This is a genomic window from Leclercia sp. LTM14 (genome assembly GCF_023736175.1).
GTDB lineage: Bacteria > Pseudomonadota > Gammaproteobacteria > Enterobacterales > Enterobacteriaceae > Enterobacter > Enterobacter barmai.
The window spans coordinates 63,154-82,272 of sequence record NZ_JAIKTT010000006.1 but is presented as its reverse complement, the minus strand read 5'-3'; the positions used below and the strand labels follow the sequence as shown (position 1 = coordinate 82,272).

20 protein-coding genes and 1 pseudogene are annotated in these 19,119 nt (G+C 54.7%); 16 read left to right on the top strand and 5 right to left on the bottom strand.

Annotation, left to right across the window (positions count from 1 at the left end; genetic code table 11):
- Positions 1-2: 2 nt before the first annotated feature.
- From lptE to lipA, 13 genes are all read left to right on the top strand, one after another.
- Entirely contained in the window at positions 3-569 is a 567-nt protein-coding gene (lptE, locus tag K5I40_RS13895) for an LPS assembly lipoprotein LptE (protein WP_039031360.1), read from the top strand.
- Positions 569-1,600, top strand: coding sequence for a DNA polymerase III subunit delta (gene holA, locus K5I40_RS13890; RefSeq protein ID WP_223074887.1), 1,032 nt, complete (start codon positions 569-571; stop codon positions 1,598-1,600). The genes lptE and holA overlap by 1 nt, the downstream gene beginning before the upstream one ends.
- Position 1,601: 1 nt before the next feature.
- Positions 1,602-2,255 carry a nicotinate-nucleotide adenylyltransferase gene (gene nadD, locus K5I40_RS13885; protein ID WP_138369602.1) on the top strand — a complete coding sequence of 218 codons (654 nt, stop codon included), beginning with the start codon at positions 1,602-1,604 and terminating at the stop codon, positions 2,253-2,255.
- A gap of 270 nt (positions 2,256-2,525) precedes the next feature.
- Complete coding sequence (gene rsfS, locus K5I40_RS13880; RefSeq protein ID WP_032617029.1) at positions 2,526-2,843, top strand: ribosome silencing factor; 318 nt, start codon at positions 2,526-2,528, stop codon at positions 2,841-2,843.
- Between the two features lie 3 nt (positions 2,844-2,846).
- Positions 2,847-3,314 carry a 23S rRNA (pseudouridine(1915)-N(3))-methyltransferase RlmH gene (gene rlmH, locus K5I40_RS13875; protein ID WP_003858701.1) on the top strand — a complete coding sequence of 156 codons (468 nt, stop codon included), beginning with the start codon at positions 2,847-2,849 and terminating at the stop codon, positions 3,312-3,314.
- A 30-nt stretch (positions 3,315-3,344) separates the two neighbouring features.
- Positions 3,345-5,246, top strand: coding sequence for a peptidoglycan DD-transpeptidase MrdA (gene mrdA, locus K5I40_RS13870; protein ID WP_039031363.1), 1,902 nt, complete (start codon positions 3,345-3,347; stop codon positions 5,244-5,246).
- Between the two features lie 2 nt (positions 5,247-5,248).
- A complete protein-coding gene (gene mrdB / locus K5I40_RS13865) occupies positions 5,249-6,361 on the top strand; it encodes a peptidoglycan glycosyltransferase MrdB (RefSeq protein WP_039031364.1) in 1,113 nt (370 codons plus the stop codon).
- Between the two features lie 10 nt (positions 6,362-6,371).
- Positions 6,372-7,496 (top strand): endolytic peptidoglycan transglycosylase RlpA, encoded by a 1,125-nt coding sequence (gene rlpA, locus K5I40_RS13860; protein ID WP_223074888.1) that lies wholly within the window; start codon positions 6,372-6,374, stop codon positions 7,494-7,496.
- A 140-nt stretch (positions 7,497-7,636) separates the two neighbouring features.
- A complete protein-coding gene (gene dacA, locus K5I40_RS13855; protein ID WP_039031366.1) occupies positions 7,637-8,848 on the top strand; it encodes a D-alanyl-D-alanine carboxypeptidase DacA in 1,212 nt (403 codons plus the stop codon).
- 106 nt (positions 8,849-8,954) lie between these two features.
- Positions 8,955-9,218: a DUF493 family protein YbeD gene (gene ybeD, locus K5I40_RS13850; protein WP_003022706.1), complete on the top strand. Its 264-nt coding sequence runs from the start codon at positions 8,955-8,957 to the stop codon at positions 9,216-9,218.
- A gap of 92 nt (positions 9,219-9,310) precedes the next feature.
- On the top strand, positions 9,311-9,952 hold the full coding sequence (lipB, locus tag K5I40_RS13845) for a lipoyl(octanoyl) transferase LipB (RefSeq protein WP_039031367.1): 642 nt from the start codon (positions 9,311-9,313) through the stop codon (positions 9,950-9,952).
- Between the two features lie 302 nt (positions 9,953-10,254).
- A complete protein-coding gene (locus K5I40_RS13840) occupies positions 10,255-11,208 on the top strand; it encodes a YbeF family transcriptional regulator (RefSeq protein WP_223074889.1) in 954 nt (317 codons plus the stop codon).
- A gap of 206 nt (positions 11,209-11,414) precedes the next feature.
- The gene (gene lipA, locus K5I40_RS13835) at positions 11,415-12,380 is read left to right on the top strand and encodes a lipoyl synthase (RefSeq protein WP_138369603.1); all 966 of its coding nucleotides are present in this window, start codon (positions 11,415-11,417) and stop codon (positions 12,378-12,380) included.
- Between the two features lie 87 nt (positions 12,381-12,467).
- On the opposite strand, the pseudogene tatE reads toward lipA, so the two are convergent.
- Positions 12,468-12,670, bottom strand: a pseudogene (tatE, locus tag K5I40_RS13830) (twin-arginine translocase subunit TatE).
- Between the two features lie 125 nt (positions 12,671-12,795).
- Positions 12,796-13,584: a deaminated glutathione amidase gene (locus tag K5I40_RS13825; RefSeq protein ID WP_223074891.1), complete on the bottom strand. Its 789-nt coding sequence runs from the start codon at positions 13,582-13,584 to the stop codon at positions 12,796-12,798.
- Positions 13,585-13,650: 66 nt separating this feature from the next.
- Between K5I40_RS13825 and crcB the strand changes: the two genes are divergently transcribed.
- Positions 13,651-14,034, top strand: a complete 384-nt coding sequence (gene crcB / locus K5I40_RS13820; protein ID WP_039031372.1) for a fluoride efflux transporter CrcB — start codon at positions 13,651-13,653, stop codon at positions 14,032-14,034.
- 219 nt (positions 14,035-14,253) lie between these two features.
- On the opposite strand, the gene cspE is transcribed toward crcB, so the two are convergent.
- Together cspE and pagP are read right to left on the bottom strand one after the other, a co-directional pair.
- Positions 14,254-14,463 carry a transcription antiterminator/RNA stability regulator CspE gene (cspE, locus tag K5I40_RS13815; protein WP_002439184.1) on the bottom strand — a complete coding sequence of 70 codons (210 nt, stop codon included), beginning with the start codon at positions 14,461-14,463 and terminating at the stop codon, positions 14,254-14,256.
- Positions 14,464-14,653: 190 nt separating this feature from the next.
- Positions 14,654-15,229, bottom strand: a complete 576-nt coding sequence (pagP, locus tag K5I40_RS13810; protein WP_251929718.1) for a lipid IV(A) palmitoyltransferase PagP — start codon at positions 15,227-15,229, stop codon at positions 14,654-14,656.
- A 736-nt stretch (positions 15,230-15,965) separates the two neighbouring features.
- Here pagP and dcuC point away from each other — a divergent pair.
- Both dcuC and rna read left to right on the top strand, forming a co-directional pair.
- Complete coding sequence (gene dcuC, locus K5I40_RS13805) at positions 15,966-17,339, top strand: anaerobic C4-dicarboxylate transporter DcuC (RefSeq protein ID WP_223074892.1); 1,374 nt, start codon at positions 15,966-15,968, stop codon at positions 17,337-17,339.
- A gap of 88 nt (positions 17,340-17,427) precedes the next feature.
- Positions 17,428-18,237 carry a ribonuclease I gene (rna, locus tag K5I40_RS13800; protein ID WP_138369605.1) on the top strand — a complete coding sequence of 270 codons (810 nt, stop codon included), beginning with the start codon at positions 17,428-17,430 and terminating at the stop codon, positions 18,235-18,237.
- A gap of 4 nt (positions 18,238-18,241) precedes the next feature.
- Here rna and K5I40_RS13795 read toward each other — a convergent pair whose 3' ends face one another.
- Positions 18,242-18,862 carry a flavin reductase family protein gene (locus K5I40_RS13795; RefSeq protein WP_039031376.1) on the bottom strand — a complete coding sequence of 207 codons (621 nt, stop codon included), beginning with the start codon at positions 18,860-18,862 and terminating at the stop codon, positions 18,242-18,244.
- Positions 18,863-19,119: the final 257 nt, after the last annotated feature.

Sequence of the window (19,119 nt, the reverse complement as noted above, 5' to 3'; positions counted from 1 at the left end):
GCGTGCGACAACTGGCAACATTACTGTTATCGCTGGCGGTGCTGGTCACCGCCGGATGTGGCTGGCACCTGCGCAACACCACACAGGTGCCGGAACAGATGAAAACGATGATTTTCGATTCGGGGGATCCAAATGGTCCGCTTAGCCGTGCCATTCGTAACCAGCTGCGCCTTAACGGCGTTGATCTGATCGAGAAAAGTACGCTGCGCCAGGATATCCCGTCGTTCCGCGTCTTAAGCTCTACCCTGAGCCAGGACACCGCCTCCATCTTCCAGGATGGTCGTACTGCGGAATACCAGATGGTGATGGAAGTGCACGCTGCGGTTCTGATCCCGGGTAGCGATATTTACCCAATCAGCACCAAGGTCTACCGTTCGTTCTTCGATAACCCGCAGACAGCCCTTGCGAAAGACGCTGAGCAGACCATTATCGTGAACGAAATGTATGACAAGGCAGCGGAGCAGCTGATCCGTAAGCTGCCGAGCGTCCATTCCGCTGAAAAAGAGAACGCCCAGAAGGCTACACCTGCGGCATCCTCATCTCGCGTCTCCACGACGCTGGGTCAGTAATGCTCAGGTTGTACCCTGAACAACTCCGCGCGCAGCTCAATGAAGGGCTGCGCGCGGCGTATCTACTGCTCGGAAACGACCCACTTTTGCTTCAGGAGAGCCAGGACGCCGTTCGTCAGATTGCGGCCAGCCAGGGCTTTGAGGAGCACCACAGTTTCACTCTGGATAACAGCACCGACTGGCAGGAGATTTTCTCGCTCTGCCAGGCGATGAGCCTGTTTGCCGCCCGGCAAACCCTGCTTATTCAGCTCCCGGAAAATGGCCCTAACGCGGCCATCAACGAACAGCTTGCCACGTTGGTTAGCCTGCTGCACAGCGATCTGCTGCTGATTGTTCGCGGCAACAAGCTAACTAAGGCGCAGGAGAATGCCGCCTGGTTTACCGCGCTGGCAAACCATTCGGTGCAGGTATCCTGCCAGACCCCGGAGCAGGCACATCTGCCCAAATGGGTGGCGGCCCGGGCAAAACAGCTGAATCTGCAGCTGGATGACGCCGCGAACCAGCTACTCTGTTACTGTTACGAAGGCAATTTGCTGGCCCTTGCCCAGGCGCTGGAACGTCTGTCATTGCTCTGGCCGGATGGCAAACTGACCTTACCGCGCGTTGAGCAGGCGGTTAACGACGCGGCGCACTTCACCCCTTTCCACTGGGTCGATGCCCTGCTGTCCGCAAAGAGCAAGCGCGCTCTGCATATCCTGCAGCAGCTGCGTCTCGAAGGCGGCGAGCCGGTTATTCTGTTGCGCACCCTGCAGCGCGAACTGCTGCTGCTTGTCACGCTGAAACGTCAGTCAATGCATACGCCCCTGCGCGCGCTGTTTGATAAGCACCGGGTCTGGCAGAATCGCCGCGGCATGACCACCGAAGCCTTGAACCGACTGAGCCCGGAACAGCTGCGCCAGGCCGTTCAGCTTCTGACGCGCACCGAGCTGACCCTGAAGCAGGATTACGGTCAGTCGATCTGGTCTGAGCTGGAAAGCCTCTCCCTGCTGCTGTGCCACAAGGCGCTGGCCGATATCTTTATAGAAGGTTGAGATGCATTCTTTACAGGCACTCTATGGCGGCACCTTTGACCCGGTCCACTACGGGCATCTGAAACCGGTCGAGATCCTCGCCAACCAGATTGGCCTGCAGCGCGTCACGATAATGCCCAACAACGTGCCGCCGCATCGCCCGCAGCCAGAAGCCACTCCCGCCCAGCGCAAAGAGATGCTGGCGCTGGCTATTGCCGATAAGCCGCTGTTTGTTCTTGATGAGCGAGAGCTGCGCCGGGACAGCCCTTCGTATACCGCGCAGACTTTACAGGCCTGGCGCAGCGAACAAGGGCCGGAAAAACCGCTGGCGTTTATTATCGGTCAGGACTCGCTGCTCAATTTCCCCACCTGGTATCAGTATCAGACGATCCTCGATAACAGCCACTTAATCGTCTGCCGTCGTCCGGGCTATCCCCTGACGATGAAAGAGGAGCAGCACCAGCTGTGGCTGGAGCAGCATCTGACGTATCAGGTTGAGGATCTGCACAATCTGCCGGCCGGCAAAATTTACCTTGCGGAAACCCCCTGGTTTGATATCTCAGCGACGCTTATCCGCCAGCGTCTGCAGCAGGGACTCCCCTGTGATGAGATGTTACCGCTGCCGGTGTTAAGTTACATTCAGCAGCAGGGCCTGTATCAGAAAAGCAGCAACTGACTGGCGTGCGGGAGAAAAAGCGTGCCATTCGCGCTCTCGCCATTGACACCCCCGTCCAGGCTGATATCCTCCGCTGCCAGACTTCCCGCCAGCACGGTTTTACAAAAACTGTTTTACAAAAATGGCGATGCAATCTCCGGCATAGGGTGGGATGATACCCGCCTTCGCATGCCCGTCCGGTGACATTTGTCCCGACACTGCAGCCAGTTCAGGTATACTGTCTGGCTACGAATTTACAGTTATTCAATCTCACTCTCCCAGGGGGAAAACTTGCAGGGTAAAGCACTCCAGGATTTTGTTATCGACAAAATTGATGATCTGAAAGGTCAGGACATCATTGCCATCGACGTTCAGGGCAAATCAAGCATCACCGATTGCATGATTATCTGCACCGGCACCTCCACTCGCCATGTTGCTTCCATCGCTGACCATGTGGTTCAGGAATCTCGCGCTGCCGGCATGCTGCCGCTCGGCGTTGAAGGCGAAGCCACCGCTGACTGGGTCGTCGTTGACCTTGGCGATGTGATTGTCCACGTCATGCAGGAAGAGAGCCGTCGCCTGTATGAGCTGGAAAAGCTCTGGGGTTAATGCGTGAAGCTGCAACTGGTAGCCGTCGGTACAAAAATGCCCGACTGGGTACAAACGGGGTTTACAGAATATCTGCGTCGTTTTCCAAAAGACATGCCGTTTGAGCTGGTGGAGATCCCCGCTGGCAAACGCGGCAAAAACGCGGATATCAAGCGTATTCTCGATAAAGAGGGTGAACTGATGCTGGCTGCCGCAGGCAAAAACCGCATCGTCACTCTCGATATTCCGGGTAAACCCTGGGATACGCCGCAGCTGGCGCACGAACTGGAGCGCTGGAAGCAGGACGGTCGCGACGTCAGCCTGTTAATTGGCGGTCCGGAGGGATTATCTCCCGCCTGTAAAGCGGCAGCAGAACAAAGTTGGTCTCTCTCCGCGTTGACGCTTCCCCACCCGCTGGTCCGGGTTCTGGTTGCTGAAAGCCTCTATCGCGCGTGGAGCATCACGACCAACCACCCTTATCACCGTGAGTAATGATTAAGTCTTGGGTAGATTAAGCAGCGGATGAAACTACAGAATTCTTTTCGCGACTATACGGCTGAGTCCGCGCTGTTTGTGCGCCGGGCGCTGGTCGCCTTTTTGGGGATTTTGCTGCTGACGGGCGTGCTGATCGCCAACCTCTATAATCTGCAGATTGTCCGTTTTACCGATTACCAGACCCGCTCCAACGAAAACCGCATCAAACTCGTCCCCATCGCCCCCAGTCGCGGCATTATCTATGACCGTAACGGTACGCCGCTGGCGCTGAACCGCACGATCTATCAGATTGAAATGATGCCTGAGAAGGTCGATAACGTGCAGCAGACGCTTGATGCGCTGCGCAGCGTGGTGGATCTGAACGATGACGATATCGCCGCCTTCAAAAAAGAGCGTTCGCGCTCGCATCGCTTTACGTCGATCCCGGTAAAAACCAACCTCACCGAAGTGCAGGTTGCCCGTTTCGCCGTAAACCAGTACCGCTTTCCCGGCGTGGAAGTTAAGGGCTACAAGCGTCGCTTCTACCCGTACGGTTCCGCGCTGACGCACGTCATCGGCTATGTCTCGAAAATTAACGATAAAGACGTCGACAGGCTGGATAAAGACGGCAAGCTCGCCAACTACGCGGCAACGCACGATATCGGTAAGCTGGGTATTGAACGCTATTACGAAGACCTGCTCCACGGCCAGACCGGTTACGAAGAAGTTGAGGTCAACAACCGCGGCCGTGTGATCCGCCAGTTGAAAGAGGTGCCGCCCCAGGCCGGGCATGACATCTATCTGACCCTGGATCTCAAACTCCAGCAGTATATCGAAACTCTGCTGGCGGGCAGCCGTGCGGCGGTCATTGTGAGCGACCCGCGCAGCGGCAGCATTCTGTCGCTGGTGTCGACCCCAAGCTATGACCCGAACCTGTTCGTCGATGGTATCTCCAGTAAAGACTACTCTGGCCTGCTCAACGATCCGAACACGCCGCTGGTCAACCGCGCGACGCAGGGTGTCTATCCGCCTGCGTCAACGGTTAAACCGTACGTGGCGGTCTCCGCCCTGAGCGCAGGGGTGATCACCCGCAATACCGGCCTCTTCGACCCGGGCTGGTGGCAGCTGCCGGGTTCCGAAAAACGCTACCGCGACTGGAAAAAGTGGGGCCACGGCCACCTGAACGTCACCAAATCGCTGGAAGAGTCGGCGGATACCTTCTTCTACCAGGTCGCCTACGACATGGGTATCGACCGTCTGTCCGAATGGATGGGCAAATTTGGCTATGGCCATTACACCGGGATCGACCTGTCGGAAGAGCGCTCCGGCAACATGCCAACCCGCGAATGGAAGCTGAAACGCTTTAAAAAGCCCTGGTATCAGGGTGACACCATTCCGGTGGGGATCGGCCAGGGCTACTGGACCGCGACCCCGATTCAGATGAACAAAGCGCTGATGATCCTTATCAACGACGGGGTGGTGAAAGTGCCGCACCTGCTGATGAGCACCGTTGAAGACGGCAAAAAAGTGCCATGGTCGCAGCCGCATGAGCCGCCGGTGGGTGATATCCACTCCGGCTACTGGGAAATTGCCAAAGACGGGATGTACGGCGTTGCCAACCGCGCGAACGGTACGGCGCACAAGTACTTTGCCGGGGCTCCGTATAAAATCGCGGCAAAATCCGGTACCGCGCAGGTCTTCGGCCTGAAGGCGAACGAAACCTATAACGCACACAAAATTGCTGAACGTCTGCGTGACCACAAGCTGATGATTGCGTTTGCTCCCTATGATAACCCGCAGGTTGCGGTGTCGATTATTCTGGAAAACGGCGGTGCTGGCCCGGCGGTCGGTACCATTATGCGCCAGATCCTTGACCACATTATGCTGGGTGACAACAACACTGAATTGCCGAGCGAGAGCCCGGCTGCCGCTGGCGCGGAGGACCAATAATCGTGACCGATAATCCGAATAAAAAATCGCTGTGGGACAAGATCCACATCGACCCGGCCATGCTGCTGATCCTGCTGGCGCTGCTGGTTTACAGCGCTCTGGTTATCTGGAGTGCCAGCGGTCAGGATCTCGGGATGACCGAACGTAAGATCGGCCAGATCACCATGGGTCTGGTGATCATGGTGGTGATGGCGCAGATCCCGCCGCGCGTCTATGAAGGCTGGGCGCCCTATCTCTACATTTTCTGTATTATTCTGCTGGTGGCGGTAGATGCCTTTGGTGCCATCTCGAAAGGCGCGCAGCGCTGGCTTGACCTGGGTATCGTGCGTTTTCAGCCCTCCGAGATTGCGAAAATCGCCGTCCCGTTAATGGTGGCGCGCTTCATCAACCGTGATGTTTGTCCGCCGTCGTTGAAAAATACTGCGATTGCGCTGGTGCTGATTTTCCTGCCTACGCTGCTGGTGGCGGCGCAGCCGGACCTCGGCACCTCGATTCTTATCGCCCTTTCCGGCCTGTTCGTGCTGTTCCTCTCCGGGCTGAGCTGGCGGCTTATCGGGATTGCGGTGGTGCTGGTCGCGGCCTTTATCCCGATTCTGTGGTTCTTCCTGATGCACGATTATCAGCGTCAGCGCGTGATGATGCTGCTTGATCCGGAGAGCGACCCGCTCGGAGCAGGCTATCATATTATACAGTCGAAGATTGCGATCGGCTCTGGCGGCCTGCGCGGTAAGGGCTGGCTGCACGGTACTCAGTCACAGCTTGAGTTCCTGCCGGAACGTCATACCGACTTTATCTTCGCGGTTCTGGCCGAAGAGTTGGGCCTGGTGGGCATTTTGATTCTGCTGGCGCTCTATCTGCTGCTAATCATGCGTGGATTGTGGATCGCAGCCCGCGCGCAAACCACCTTTGGTCGCGTCATGGCCGGTGGCTTGATGTTGATTTTATTCGTTTATGTTTTCGTAAATATTGGTATGGTGAGCGGTATTCTGCCGGTGGTTGGCGTACCGCTTCCCCTGGTGAGTTACGGAGGCTCGGCCCTGATTGTACTGATGGCCGGGTTCGGGATCGTCATGTCGATCCACACACACAGAAAAATGTTGTCAAAAAGCGTATAAGGGGCACGCAATGCGTAAGCAGTGGTCTGGGATCTGCATCGCAGTGAGTTTACTGGCAGCCTGTACAAGTGACGATGGTCAGCAGCAAGCGACCGTCGCACCGCCGCAGCCAGCCGTATGTAATGGACCGGTGGTTGAGATCAGCGGAGCCGATCCGCGTTTTGAACCACTGAGCGCTACCGCGAATCAGGATTACGAACGTGACGGTAAAAGCTACAAAATCGTTCAGGATCTGTCCCGATTCAGTCAGGCAGGCCTGGCGGCGATTTATGATGCTGAGCCGGGAAGCAACCTGACCGCATCCGGTGAAGCCTTCGATCCGATGCAGCTGACGGCTGCGCATCCCACCCTCCCCATTCCGAGCTACGCGCGTATTACTAACCTGGCGAATGGCCGGATGATTGTGGTGCGTATCAACGACCGTGGCCCTTACGGCAACGACCGCGTTATTTCGCTGTCACGCGCAGCGGCTGACCGTCTGAACACCTCAAATAACACCAAAGTCCGGATCGACCCGATTATTGTTGCCCAGGACGGCTCTCTGTCCGGCCCGGGTATGGCCTGTACCACTGTGGCTAAACAGACTTATGCCCTGCCCGCGCGTCCCGACCTGAGCGGCGGCATGGGTAGCGCGTCGTCCGTTTCCGAACCGATGCCTGCAGAGGGTGACGTGCGTCCCATCAGCAACGACACGCTGAAAAGCGAAGACAGCATGGGCGCGCCGGTCAGCAGCAGCGGCTTCCTCGGCGCACCGACGACCCTCGCCTCTGGCGTGCTGGAAGGCAGTGAACCGCCAGCGCCACAGCCGGTTGTCACCGCCCCGGTGAACCAGACGGCGCCGGTCACGGCGCCTGTCTCTGCCCCAGTTCAGGCTCCGGTTGCGGCCCCTGTTTCCGCCCCTGCTCAGGCCGGTGGCTATGTCGTTCAGGTTGGCGCAGTTAGCGATCGGGCGCGTGCTCAGCAGTATCAGCAGCGTCTCGGCCAGCAGTTTGGCGTACCGGGTCGCGTTGAGCAAAATGGCGCGGTCTGGCGTATCCAGCTTGGCCCGTTTGCCAACAAATCTGAGGCCGCTGCGTTACAGCAACGCCTGCAGAATGAAGCGCAGTTACAGTCGTTTATCGCTGTTGCGAAATGATTAATCAGCGGTATCCGAATTGTCAGTATTTGTAATGCTGATTCACACTCTCATGCTGAAAGTCGGATGCCTGCCTGTATAGCATTTGCTATAGTAAGGCACTTTTTTTTAATTCCATCACGGATGTCGTTGTTCTGACCATGAAGACCACTTTCTCCGCTCGTTTTATGCAGCGCATGGCGCTCACTACGGCGCTTTGCGCAGCCACGCTCTCTGTTGCTCACGCCGATGACCTGAATATCAAGACCATGATCCCGGGCGTTCCGCAGATCGACGCGGAATCCTACATCCTGATCGACTACAACTCCGGCAAAGTGTTGGCTGAACAGAACGCTGACGCACGTCGCGACCCGGCCAGCCTGACCAAAATGATGACCAGCTATGTCATCGGCCAGGCGATGAAAGCAGGTAAATTCAAAGAGACCGACCTGGTCACCATCGGCAACGACGCGTGGGCCACTGGCAACCCGGTATTCAAAGGCTCATCCCTGATGTTCCTGAAACCGGGTATGCAGGTTCCCGTCTCTCAGCTGATCCGTGGTATCAATCTGCAGTCCGGTAACGATGCCTGCGTGGCAATGGCCGATTTTGCCGCCGGCAGCCAGGACGCTTTCGTTGGTCTGATGAACAGCTACGTGAGCGCGCTGGGTCTGAAAAATAGCCACTTCCAGACCGTTCACGGCCTGGATGCGGACGGTCAGTACAGCTCTGCGCGCGATATGGCGCTGATTGGTCAGGCGCTGATCCGTGACGTGCCGAACGAATACACCATCTACAAAGAGAAAGAGTTCACCTTTAACGGTATCCGTCAGACCAACCGCAACGGCCTGCTGTGGGATAACAGCCTGAACGTTGACGGCATCAAAACCGGTCACACCGATAAAGCGGGTTACAACCTGGTGGCCTCAGCGACAGAGGGCCAGATGCGTCTGATCTCTGCGGTAATGGGCGGTCGTACCTTCAAAGGACGTGAAACCGAAAGCAAGAAACTGCTGACCTGGGGCTTCCGCTTCTTCGAAACCGTGAACCCGCTGAAAGCAGGTAAAGAGTTCGCCTCTGAACCGGTCTGGTTCGGTGATAACGACCGTGCCTCACTGGGCGTGGATAAAGATCTCTACCTGACCATTCCCCGTGGCCGTATGAAAGACCTGAAGGCCAGCTATGTGCTGAACTCCAGCGAGCTGCACGCCCCGCTGCAGAAAAACCAGGTTGTCGGCACCATCAACTTCCAGCTCGATGGTAAAACCATCGATCAGCGCCCTCTCGTGGTGCTGGATGAAATCCCTGAAGGCAATTTCTTCGGCAAAATCATTGATTACATTAAATTGATGTTCCATCACTGGTTTGGTTAAGAATTGAACACTTGAAAGTGTGATTTCTGTCCCCATATACTATGTAACCTGATAACTCCCACCCGACGTGGGAGTTATTATTTTTTTGACGTACTGCCGAGCTCCCATGAAAACCAAACTTAATGAACTGCTTGAATTCCCTACTCCTTTTACTTACAAAGTAATGGGACAGGCGTTGCCTGAGCTGGTTGATCAGGTGGTTGAGGTAGTACAGCGCCATGCGCCAGGTGACTACTCTCCGACGGTGAAACCCAGCAGCAAAGGCAACTACCATTCCGTTTCGATCACCATCACTGCCACGCATATTGAACAAGTCGAGACCCTGTATGAAGAGCTCGGCAACATCGATATCGTTCGCATGGTGCTGTAACGCCTTTCGGTTACCCGCATCGCCGGGTAACCTGTTTCACCTCTGTGATATACTCCCCGCTACAGTTTTTTCCTTCGTTCGGAGAGATCGTTTTGTATCAGGACACCCTTCTCGTTCGCCAGCTTGGGCTGCAGCCCTATGAGCCTGTCTCCCAGGCTATGCATGAATTTACAGACACACGCGACGAGAACACGCCGGATGAGATCTGGCTGGTAGAGCACCCCCCCGTATTTACTCAGGGTCAGGCGGGCAAAGCTGAGCATCTGTTGATGCCTGGCGATATCCCGGTTGTCCAGAGCGATCGTGGCGGGCAGATTACCTATCACGGGCCGGGTCAACAGGTGATGTATGTCCTGCTCAACCTGAAGCGCAGGAAGCTCGGCGTGCGTGAACTGGTGACGCTACTTGAACAGACGGTGGTCAATACGCTGGCTGAATTTGATATTGAAGCGCACCCGCGCGCAGACGCCCCGGGCGTGTATGTCGGCGAAATGAAAATATGTTCTCTCGGTCTGCGAATTCGTAAAGGGTGTTCTTTTCACGGTCTTGCCCTCAATATTAATATGGATCTTTCGCCTTTCCAGCGCATCAATCCTTGCGGTTATGCCGGGATGGAAATGGCGCAAATGCGCCAGTGGGTAGAGAACATTACGCCCGAAATCGTACAGCCACATTTAGTTAACTCTTTTTTAGCGCTGCTAAACAATCCGCCGCATAAATATATCCCTGCTTAATGACTTTCCGCATTTGGCTCATTTATTTTATGAGCCACTCTTATTCCACTGCATTTATCCTTTACATTAATTCACAGATTCTATATTTTCAAAACACCCGCAACCTAACTGCGTATACGCGATCGCCTGCTTTCAGCATCGACAGGGCCACCCGGTCGGTGCGATTATGCCTGCGCAAAAACCAGACAACCCCATGAGTTTACTTAACATTCTTAATTCCTTGAAACTGTTTAAGCATAACAATAAGCACATTATTTAAATTCAACTATTATTTATATTGTGAATACATACGGAGGGACAGCGTGGATAATAATAATCTTCCAGAAAAGCGCTTGAGCGATCCAGGCAGTGATGCAAAGCCACAAATTTTTCGGACTTTACGTAATATAGATCTTAATTTATTGACGATTTTTGAGGCCGTATATGTGCACAAAGGGATCGTTAATGCTGCGAAAATTCTGAATCTCACTCCCTCAGCAATTAGTCAGTCTATCCAGAAATTGCGCACCATTTTTCCCGACCCGCTGTTTATCCGTAAAGGCCAGGGCGTGACGCCTACCGCCTATGCCACGCATCTGCATGAATATATCAGTCAGGGGCTTGAATCCATCCTCGGGGCGCTGGATTTAACCGGCAGCTACGACAAGCAGCGAATCATCACCATTGGCACAACGCCAGCCATAGGCGCGCTGGTGATGCCACTGATCTACCAGGCCGTGAAGACGCATGCGCCACAGCTGATGTTACGCAATATCTCGGTTAATGACCCCGAAGCGCAGCTCAGCCAGTTTCAGACCGATCTGATCGTGGACAGCAACACCCTGAATGCCCGGGCCTTAAGCCGCCACGTGCTGTTTGCAGATAAGCTACTTCTGATCTGTCGCAAAGGGCATCCGGCGCTGCAGGAGGAAGTGACGGTTGAAAATCTGCAGCGATACGAGCAAACGCTGCTGCTGATGGAGGGGCAAAACCTCAACGGGCTGCGACAGCGCGTTCAGGATATTTTCCCGGAACGTATGGTGAATTTCAGCAGTTACAATATTTTTACCATTGCCGCCCTGGTTGGCAGTAGCGATCTGCTGGGTATCATCCCGGAGCGCCTGTTTAATATGGTGCGTCACTGCTGGCCGGTGGAACAGATCCCCTTCGCCCCGCTGAATGCCGAGTCCGTCGAAATCTCGCTGTATTACAATAAGCTGAGCATGCGCGACCCGGTGCTTGAAAATCTGATAAACGTTATCCGCCAGGCCTTTTAATCGGGGCCATCCCACGTAAAGTTGCGCTGAACCACGCAAAAAGCACTAAACAACAACTATTTTACAATTTGGCGACCGGGCAGGCTGCTTTATCGTCCGTATCAATGATATACTGCCTGTCGTTCGTTCAAAAATAGTTGATAAATACAACATTCCCTTGAATTGAAACGCTTTCCTTCGATTTTCGCAACTGGAAGACGCACGCTATGAGTAAACCCATTGTGATGGAACGCGGTGTTAAATACCGTGATGCCGATAAAATGGCCCTAATCCCGGTTAAAAACGTGGCTACGGAGCGCGAAGCGCTGTTAAGAAAACCGGCATGGATGAAAATTAAACTTCCGGCGGACTCTTCGCGTATTCAGGGAATCAAAGCGGCGATGCGCAAAAACGGCCTCCACTCCGTGTGTGAAGAGGCCTCCTGCCCGAACCTTGCCGAATGCTTTAACCACGGTACCGCGACCTTCATGATCCTCGGCGCCATCTGTACCCGCCGTTGCCCGTTCTGTGACGTTGCCCATGGTCGTCCTGTCGCCCCGGATGCCAATGAACCGCAGAAGCTGGCCCAGACTATCGCCGACATGGCATTACGCTATGTGGTTATTACCTCCGTTGACCGCGACGATCTGCGCGACGGCGGTGCTCAGCACTTTGCTGACTGTATTAATGCCATTCGTGAAAAGAGCCCGTCCATTAAGATTGAGACGCTGGTTCCTGACTTCCGTGGCCGTATGGACCGTGCGCTTGAGATCCTCAACGCCAATCCGCCAGACGTGTTTAACCACAACCTGGAAAACGTACCACGCCTCTATCGTCAGGTTCGCCCGGGCGCAGATTACAACTGGTCGCTGAAGCTGCTGGAGCGCTTTAAAGAAGCCCATCCGGATATCCCGACTAAATCAGGTCTGATGGTCGGTCTCGGTGAGACTAACGAAGAGATTGTTGAAGTGATGCGCGACCTGCGTCGCCACGGCGTCACCATGCTGACCCTGGGCCAGTATCTGCAGCCAAGCCGCCATCACCTGCCGGTGCAGCGTTACGTAAGCCCTGAAGAGTTTGACGAAATGAAAGCCGAAGCGATGGCGATGGGCTTTACCCATGCGGCCTGCGGTCCGTTCGTGCGTTCCTCTTACCATGCCGATATGCAGGCGAAAGGCGAAGAAGTGAAGTAAACCCGTCACAAAAGTTTACAGTTCCCCCATAAAAAAACCGGCTTACAGGCCGGTTTTTTTCTTTCAAAAGCCATATGGCAATTGCCGTTACTCTTTGTGAGAGAGTTTCTCGGCTGCGATATCCGCGTCGGCAGGTTTCTTCGCCGTTGCGTCATCGTCATTCATCGCCTTTTTAAAGCCTTTGATGGCAGCACCCAGGTCTCCGCCCAGCGTACGTAATTTTTGGTACCAAACAGCAGGACAACCAGTGCGGCTACCACCAGCAGTTTGGTAATACTAATTTCACCCATAGATACCTTCTTGACGTAAACAGGCTGCATTGCGCGCCTTAAAAACCCGACCTTATTAACGGTCATTTGACGCCCGCACACAATAGCAATCTGTAACAAGGTGAATCAAGCGTTGTTTAAAAAACTCACAATAATTGCGGCGGCGCGAAGCGTCGGTTGCGCAGGACCGGCAACTGCTGGCGCGCCTGGATGATACGCTCCCGGCTAATCTCTGCCAGCAGCAGCGCAGGCCCCTCGGCGGCTGCCGCTATCGTTACGCCAAGAGGATCGATTATGCGGCTCTGGCCGATATTCTTATTGCCGCACTCCCCTGCCGCTATCACATAGCAGGTGGTGTCCAGCGCCCGGGCCGCCAGTAGCGTAGACCAGTGGTGCTCCTTGAGCGGCCCTCTGACCCAGGCCGCAGGCAGGACCAGCACTTCTGCCCCCGCCAGCGCCAGGTTCAACGCCATCTCCGGGAAGCGCAGATCGTAGCAGGTCATTAATCCAAGATGGATGCCGTCGATTTCAATCAGCGGCGGTACAACCGAGCCAGCATCAACCAGCCTGGATTCCTGAATACTGAACGCATCATAAAGATGAAGTTTGGCGTACTGCTCAACGATCCTGCCGCCGCGCAGGGCAACAAGAGTATTAATCGCTCTGCCCGCAGTAGAAGGGACATGCACGGTCAGCACCGTGGTCAGGTTATTACGCGCGCTCTCGGCCAGCAGCATTGTCAGAAAACCACCGTCAAGCTGCTGGGCTGACTTCACGGAGAGGTCAGGATCGTTGTCGTCCCGCGCCAGCAGCGCTTCCGGCAGCACCAGCAATGATGCCCCCTGCTCTGCCGCTTGAGCCATCAGTGAAACGCAGGTTCCGGCATTTTTTTGCCAGTCCGCTGTTACTGCAAATTGTCCAACCGCAACGTACATATTTTCCCCCTGCATTAAACGGCGTTACACTCATAGCCCTTACACATCAAACAGCAGGTATTGTTCGTGTTTCAACTACTTTTAGCCGTTTTTATCGGTGGGGGCACAGGAAGCGTAGCGCGCTGGCTATTGAGCATGCGCTTTAATCCGCTTCATCAGCAGATCCCGTTCGGCACGCTGACAGCCAATCTCCTGGGCGCATTTATTATTGGCCTGGGGCTGGCGTGGTTCAACAGAATGACTCACATCGATCCAGTCTGGAAAGTATTGATCACCACCGGCTTCTGCGGCGGGCTGACCACCTTCTCGACATTTTCAGCAGAAGTGGTGTTTCTGTTGCAGGATGGGCGGGCGGCCTGGGCGCTGCTGAACATCGCCGTCAACCTGCTGGGCTCGCTAATGATGACCGCGCTCGCATTCTGGTTAATTTCTGCGGTTAACGCGCATTAAATACCCAGGCCTTAATGTTGGCTTAATTTTTCTCAGGCACCCTGTCACCACATACACTGAGGGGTGTCGACATGAAAGAGAAAATAACAAGCGCGGGGATGGTATTGCTGAGCCTGGCGATCGTTGCCAGCTTTTTGAGACTGTACTTGTTCAGCTAAGACAAAACGAAAAAAACCCGCTCAATGAGCGGGTTTTGAAATTCTGGCTGTCTCGTCTGAATTACAGAGCGATTACGTTAGCAGCAGAAGGGCCTTTGGCACCGTTAGTGATTTCAAACTCAACGCGCTGACCTTCAGCCAGAGTTTTGAAACCATTGCTCTGGATTGCAGAGAAGTGTACGAACACGTCTTTGCTGCCATCTTCCGGAGTAATGAAACCGAATCCTTTGGACTCATTAAACCACTTAACGTTACCTTTAATCTTAGACATCAAAATTACCTTTACATGAAAATTGGACACAAATGCTGTGTCGGGTATCAGTACAACAATTGTGAGCGGTTTTGTCCAGCGCCTTTTTGAAGAAAAGTGACAAAAGTCGCGTTAAATTTTGCGCCCCAATTTTTATCCTTTACGATTCAACAACTGGCTATTAAATCGCCAGTACGTAAAGTTTTTTCAGTTAAAACTGGAACCGCATCCAGGCGAAGTAAACGTTACCGTTGTTATAGGTTCCGGGGATGTAGGTCATCTGGAAGGTCGCCGGACCATACCCTATGGAGGCCAGCGGCAGGGCAAGCGGAATGGGGATGTAATTCCAGTTATCGCGCGCCGTCACTGCGGCGGTAAAGCCAAGTCCCACATGGAAGTTGTCATCGGCCAGCGGACGCCAGGTTTTCTCCCAGCCGTAGCCTGCAATGGGCTCCCATTTATTGTATGAGTCTTTGAACGCCATCGCGTAAAGGCCGTGCCAGTTCCCTTTTTCATCCCAGCGTGACTGACCGAAGCCAGCCCCCCACGGACGCTCGTTGTAGCGATCGGTCTTCTCTTTGTCGTAAGCAAAGCGGGCATGCCAGGTGATGGCGGGTACATAAAGATCGTAATGCTGGGGTTCTTCCCAGGTTTCAACCATATCGTTGTGGATAGTTTTGACCCAGGCTCTGAGAGGAGGTACGTCTTTAGCCGTTGCCGCAGTAGAAAAAGGTAACTGAGCAAAAATAAAAGAAAAAATAAGGACAGGCTTATTAAAAAATTTCACAATAAAATTACCATTCTCATATTCACTGCGTGTTCTTGCACAGAATAGATGAATGAAAATCTGACGGCATTGGCGTAAATCTTAATTATTAACTCGAATGGATAAGAATACTCCTGGTAATACAACACACGCTTAAGGAGTAATTAAGCGCTGATTAAGAAATATTATGTTGATGCAACAACTTATACAGCAAAGTACAGCTAACACCACTGCCGGTGGCCCGCCACCGCTGCCTTAGCGCATCGAGGCGGCTGTGTACTACCGCAGATGGACATGGAGGTGTAAATCGCTTTCTTCAATGAATCATCATTTTATTAAATACAGCAGCATAATAATGCTGAACTATGCCATGCATTCTGAGCACGATAAATTCACAATTTATGCGGCGGAAAACAAAACATTAACTCGTCATCATGACACGTTTATCCAGGACATTTTAAACCTCAGCTAAACCAACACAAATATAATCTTTATTATGTCAGTAGCACTATTTTCAGCAACGCAATACCCTGCCTGCCCCCTGGTCATCCGCACCGAGCGACAAAGGCCCCGCAACAGGACCAACCAGCGCAGATAAATCGCGCAGCAGTAGCAAAATCGGGAGGAACGCCCCTTTAGTAGTAGATTTATTGATTTTAGTCAGCGAGGCCGGGCCATTATTTCGGCACATTTTGTCACCTTATTTTCATTGTTTATTTATCCTTTCGCTCTGGGGCGGCGGGAAACAGAGGGATCCATGCTAACGTTTATCGAGCTCCTGATCGGGGTGATAGTCATTGTCGGCGTCGCACGCTACATCATCAAAGGTTACTCCGCTACCGGGGTGCTGTTTGTCGGCGGTCTTGCGCTGCTTATTGTCAGCGCCCTGATGGGACACAAGGTGCTTCCGTCCAGCGCCACCAGCACCGGCTACACGGCGACCGACATTATTGAGTACATCAAAATCCTGCTGATGAGCCGCGGTGGCGATCTGGGGATGATGATCATGATGCTCTGCGGGTTTGCCGCCTATATGACCCACATCGGCGCCAACGATATGGTGGTCAAGCTGGCCTCGAAGCCGCTGAGCTATATCAACTCCCCTTACCTGCTGATGATTGCCGCCTATTTCGTGGCCTGTCTGATGTCGCTGGCCGTCTCGTCGGCAACCGGCCTGGGCGTACTGCTGATGGCGACCCTGTTCCCGGTGATGGTTAACGTGGGGATCAGCCGCGGTGCGGCAGCGGCTATTTGTGCCTCTCCGGCGGCGATTATTCTCTCGCCTACCTCCGGTGACGTGGTGCTGGCCGCCAAAGCCGCCGAGATGCCGCTGATCGATTTCGCCTTTAAAACCACCCTGCCGATCTCGATTGCCGCCATTATCGGCATGGCGATTGCGCACTTCTTCTGGCAGCGCTACCTCGATAAAAAAGAGAACATCTCTCACGAGCGTCTCGACGTCAGCGAAATTACCACTACCGCCCCTTCCTTCTATGCCATTCTGCCGTTCACGCCGATTATCGGGGTACTGATTTTCGACGGCAAATGGGGCCCGGAGCTGCATATCATCACCATCCTGGTGCTCTGCATGCTGATTGCCGCGGTGCTGGAATTTGTGCGCGGCTTCAATACCCAGAAGGTCTTTAGCGGCCTGGAAGTGGCCTATCGCGGCATGGCGGACGCCTTCGCCGGCGTGGTCATGCTGCTGGTTGCGGCCGGGGTCTTTGCCCAGGGACTGAGCACCATCGGCTTTATCCAGAGCCTGATCTCGATTGCCACCTCCTTCGGTTCAGCAAGCATTATCCTGATGATGGTGCTGGTGGTGCTGACCATGCTGGCGGCGATGACCACCGGCTCCGGTAACGCGCCGTTCTATGCCTTTGTGGAGATGATCCCGAAGCTGGCGCACTCGTCCGGTATCAACCCGGCCTATCTCACCATCCCAATGCTGCAGGCCTCTAACCTGGGCCGTACCATCTCCCCGGTGTCCGGCGTGGTCGTAGCCGTGGCCGGGATGGCAAAAATCTCGCCGTTCGAGGTGGTGAAACGCACCTCTGTTCCGGTGCTGGTTGGGCTGGTCATCGTCATTATTGCCACTGAAGTGCTGGTGCCTGGCATCGCCGTGGGTTAAGCCATCCCACAGCATAAAGCGCCTGCGGGCGCTTTTTGTGCTTTAATAACTCCCAGCAATATTTTGCTTACAACCATCAGGAATTGACATGTTCAGAAAGGATTTCGTTTTGCCTGTCAGCGCAACCGCAGTCGCGCTGTGCGCTTTGCCAGCCCTGGCAGCCCCGCTTCAGGCGACGCAATATGCAGATTTCGATCGCTACGTCCTGGCGCTCTCATGGCAGTCTGGTTTTTGCCAGAGCCTGCATGACCGCAACCGCGCAGCGCCGGACGAGTGTCGCCTGCAAAAAGAGCGTGACGACAAAACGACCATCCTCACCGTGCATGGCCTGTGGCCGGGCCTGCCGAAGTCTATCGCGGCCCGCGGCGTCGACGATCGTCGCTGGATGCGCTATGGCTGCGCAACCCGCCCCATCCCGAATATGCCGGAGGCAAAAGCCAGCCGTAAATGCGACGCCGCAGAGACCGGCCTGTCGCTGACCGGTGCCGCTAAGCTGAACGAGGTGATGCCCGGCGCAGGCGGTAACTCCTGCCTTGAGCGTTACGAATATGCCAAACACGGGGTCTGCTTCGGTTTCGATCCGGACGCCTATTTCGGCACCATGGTGCGCATGAACCAGGAAGTGAAAGCCAGCCCGCTGGGGCAGTTCCTCGCAGAGAACTACGGCAAAACCGTCACCCGCAGCGCCTTCGATGCCGCGGTCGCCAGGAGCTGGGGGCCCGCCACGGTCAAAGCCGTTAAGCTCAGCTGCAGCGGCAACCCGGCGTATCTCACGGAGATGCAGATGTCGCTCACCGCGGCCAGCATCAACGCCCCGCTGGCCACAGCCTCATTTGCCCCGCAGCCGCATCCGGGCAACTGCGGGAAACAGTTTGTAATCGATAAAATCGGCTACTGAGGCCTTACCCTTTTCGCGCGTCCGGGCGGACCAGGTCAAAGCGTTGATCCTCGCTAATGGCGAAGTACGCCGTCGGGCCACCGGCGCGCAGCACCGGCTGCGCTTTCGCCGTCTGATAGATCCCCTCATGCAGCAGGCTTTCGTCAATGTGGATCCCCACCACTTCCCCCAGCACCAGCCAGGTATCGACCGGCGCGCCGCTGGCGGCAGTAAGCTGGATGCACTGCGACAGGCGGCACTCAAAGTTGACCGGACTTTCGGCAACGCGCGGCACCTTCACCAACCTGCTCTCCGCCTTGGTCAGCCCGGCACGCAGAAACTCATCCTCACCGTGCGGCAGGCTGGCCGAGGTCTCATTCATGGCGCTGGCCAGATCGCGGGTAGTGAGATTCCAGACGAACTCTTTGGTCTCGACAATATTGCGCACGCTGTCTTTCCAGCCCGAGCTGGCAAAGCCAATGATTGGCGGGTGGTAGTTAAAACAGTTGAAAAAGCTGTAAGGCGCCAGATTGGGGCGTCCTTCAGGATCGCACGACGCAATCCAGCCAATCGGACGTGGGCCAACAATGGCGTTTAAAGGATCGTGCGGCAGGCCGTGTCCCTGGGAAGGTTGGTAGAAGTACATAGCGCTCTCTGGTTAGGTTCATGATTCACACCGGCAGGCACGGATTACGCTTCGCTCATCCCCCTGCCCCAAGAGGATCAGCGTAACGCAATCCGTAGAAAAGTAAGACTGAATTAGGTGCTACAGTCTTCGTTGTTCTGCTGTTATGGGTGTGTCACGCTACATAACCTGCGCATTAGAAGGATAATCCAAATTTCAGAAGGATCACTTTTTTCGCTTGAATTTCATACTATCGACCCAGCTGATGCCCCCGGACT

Bases quoted from the DNA above. Each gene is read 5' to 3' on its own strand.
- dacA (WP_039031366.1), top strand. From the start codon at position 7,637: ATGAAGACCACTTTCTCCGCTCGTTTTATGCAGCGCATGGCGCTCACT.
- cspE (WP_002439184.1), bottom strand. From the start codon at position 14,463: ATGTCTAAGATTAAAGGTAACGTTAAGTGGTTTAATGAGTCCAAAGGA.
- K5I40_RS13825 (WP_223074891.1), bottom strand. From the start codon at position 13,584: ATGTACGTTGCGGTTGGACAATTTGCAGTAACAGCGGACTGGCAAAAA.
- K5I40_RS13795 (WP_039031376.1), bottom strand. From the start codon at position 18,862: ATGTACTTCTACCAACCTTCCCAGGGACACGGCCTGCCGCACGATCCT.
- rna (WP_138369605.1), top strand. From the start codon at position 17,428: ATGTTCAGAAAGGATTTCGTTTTGCCTGTCAGCGCAACCGCAGTCGCG.
- nadD (WP_138369602.1), top strand. From the start codon at position 1,602: ATGCATTCTTTACAGGCACTCTATGGCGGCACCTTTGACCCGGTCCAC.
- holA (WP_223074887.1), top strand. From the start codon at position 569: ATGCTCAGGTTGTACCCTGAACAACTCCGCGCGCAGCTCAATGAAGGG.
- dcuC (WP_223074892.1), top strand. From the start codon at position 15,966: ATGCTAACGTTTATCGAGCTCCTGATCGGGGTGATAGTCATTGTCGGC.
- rlpA (WP_223074888.1), top strand. From the start codon at position 6,372: ATGCGTAAGCAGTGGTCTGGGATCTGCATCGCAGTGAGTTTACTGGCA.
- mrdA (WP_039031363.1), top strand. From the start codon at position 3,345: ATGAAACTACAGAATTCTTTTCGCGACTATACGGCTGAGTCCGCGCTG.
- ybeD (WP_003022706.1), top strand. From the start codon at position 8,955: ATGAAAACCAAACTTAATGAACTGCTTGAATTCCCTACTCCTTTTACT.
- lipA (WP_138369603.1), top strand. From the start codon at position 11,415: ATGAGTAAACCCATTGTGATGGAACGCGGTGTTAAATACCGTGATGCC.